This window comes from Streptomyces durbertensis (assembly GCF_014156695.1).
Taxonomy (GTDB): Bacteria; Actinomycetota; Actinomycetes; order Streptomycetales; family Streptomycetaceae; genus Streptomyces; species Streptomyces durbertensis.
Genome location: NZ_WMLF01000657.1, coordinates 1 through 2,034 on the forward strand (window position 1 = coordinate 1; position 2,034 = coordinate 2,034).

Sequence of the window (2,034 nt, forward strand, 5' to 3'; positions counted from 1 at the left end):
ACGGGCGCCTCCGGCGCGGGCTCGGGGGCGGTGGTGGTCTCCGTGGTCTCCGACGCGGGCACCGGCGGGCCGGCGGGCGCGCGCACGACCCGGCGGCGCGAACGGGACGGCCGCGCGGCGGCGGCCGGCGTCTCCTCGGCGGCGGCGGGCTCCTGCCCGGCCGCCTCGGCCGCCGTGACCGTCACCTCCGCGGGCGGCGGTTCCGTGGCGGCCGGCGGTCCCGCCGGTCGGGAAGCGGCCCTGCGCCGGCGCGGCGGCAGGTTGTCGCTCGGCGAACTGTTGTCGTTCGGCTCCGCGCTCGCGGAGTCACTGGCTTCGAGCATGCGGGGGTATCTCCCGTCACGCTCCCGGGCGCGGCGCCCTGCCGGCCGTGGCACGCGCGCTTACGCGGTGTACCTGACCCGGGGCGCACGCGCCACACGGGAGCTGTTGTCTCACTCGCCGGTTCCTGGCCATCCGGCCCGGCTACGGCGAAAGTCTTCTGGTCCTCGCACCTGCCGGACGGCGGTACCCGGGTGGCTCCCTGGGTTCCGGGCTCGTCGGCGGCGCCGCGACGTCGGCCTTACGCGGTGGCTCCGGGCGCCGTCGCGACGGGGGTTGCGTCGCGGTCGGGCGCCAGCGGGTCGGTCACCGTGCCGGTCTCCTCATCGAGCGGCCCCTGCGCCAGCCTGGTCACCGCTGCGGGGACCGGCGGCGCCAGGTCGGCCGTAGCTCGGAGGCCGGACAGGACGTCGTCGGGTCGTACGGCAGGTGTCAGGTGCCGCACTACCAGGCGCAGTATCGCACAGGGACCCGCCGCCGGCCTATCACCCCCGCCGGCCGGCCCCTCGGAGACGCACTCCAGGGAGGCGACGGCCCCGCGGGCGTCGAAGGTGCGCATGCCCTTCTTCGTCTGCCGCTCGACCTCGACGCTCTCGGCGGCGAGGAACGCCTTCACGGCCGCCTCGGCCTCGGCCCGCTCCACGCCGTCCAGCCGCAGCTCCCAGCAGGAGGCGGTCAGCCGGTCGGCGAACCCGGAAGCGTGCGCCTCCACGGCGTCGACGATGTCCAGACCGTCCGGCAGCGAGTCGTCCAGCAGCTTCCTGACCAGCGCCGGGTCACGGCGCTCGGCGAGCGCGATCTCCAGGTACTCCGCCTCGCTCGCGGTGCCGGTGGGTGCGGCGTTCGCGTACGAGACCTTCGGGTGCGGGGTGAAACCCGCCGAGTACGCCATCGGCACCTCGGCGCGGCGCAGGGCCCGCTCGAAGGCGCGCTGGAAGTCGCGGTGGCTGGTGAACCGGAGGCGGCCGCGCTTGGTGTAGCGCAGGCGTACGCGCTGCACCACGGGTGCCGGCGGCGGGCCTTCGGGCTGTCGCTTGCCCAGTGTCGTTCAGTCCCTCGTCAGTCGATGGCTTCCGTCCCTCCAGGTTACGGCCTCGGAGGCGGCCCGGCTGCGCCGGGCGACCGGAACGACCGGGCGTCGCGCCTCAGCCCGACGGGGCCGCGCCGCCCGTGGGCACCCAGTAGCGCAGCTTCACCCCGCGCTGGTCCTCGAGGACACCGCCGCACGCCTCGATGACCTTGCGGGAGCCGGTGTTGTCGTGGTCGCAGGTCACCAGCACCTGCTCGAACCCGAGGCCCGCCGCGACCGGCAGCGCGGCCCGCAGCATGGCCGTGGCGTGTCCCCGGCGCCGGACGGAGGGGCGGACCTCGTAGCCGACGATGCCGCCGTACTCCAGCAGGTGCGGGGTGAACGCGTGCCGGATTGCCAGCCGCCCCAGCCACTCGTCGCCCTCGACGTACCACAGGACCGTGGCGGGCACCCAGCCCGCCGGGCGCTCGGTCTCCGGGTCGGCGGCGGCGACCACGTCGGCGACGTAGCCGGCGAACCCCTCGGGTTCCTCCCAGACGTCGCCGTACCGGCGGATCTCCTCAGCGATCATCGAGTTGCCGTTGAACCAGGCGTCGTCCTCGTCAGCGAACTCCCGCATGGCCTTCAGGAAGGAGGCGCGGACCCGGGCCGTGGGAGTGGTCAGTCGCGGCATCCCCCCACCC

General features: G+C 75.3%; 3 protein-coding genes. All 3 read right to left on the minus strand.

Annotated elements, in window-relative coordinates; all coding sequences use genetic code 11:
- On the minus strand, positions 1-323 hold a 323-nt coding region (locus GL263_RS25610; RefSeq protein WP_182858121.1), incomplete at its 3' end, for a hypothetical protein.
- Between the two features lie 239 nt (positions 324-562).
- Positions 563-1,321 (minus strand): TIGR03936 family radical SAM-associated protein, encoded by a 759-nt coding sequence (locus GL263_RS25615; RefSeq protein ID WP_182858122.1) that lies wholly within the window; start codon positions 1,319-1,321, stop codon positions 563-565.
- A 145-nt stretch (positions 1,322-1,466) separates the two neighbouring features.
- On the minus strand, positions 1,467-2,034 hold a 568-nt coding region (locus tag GL263_RS25620; RefSeq protein ID WP_323379563.1), incomplete at its 5' end, for a GNAT family N-acetyltransferase.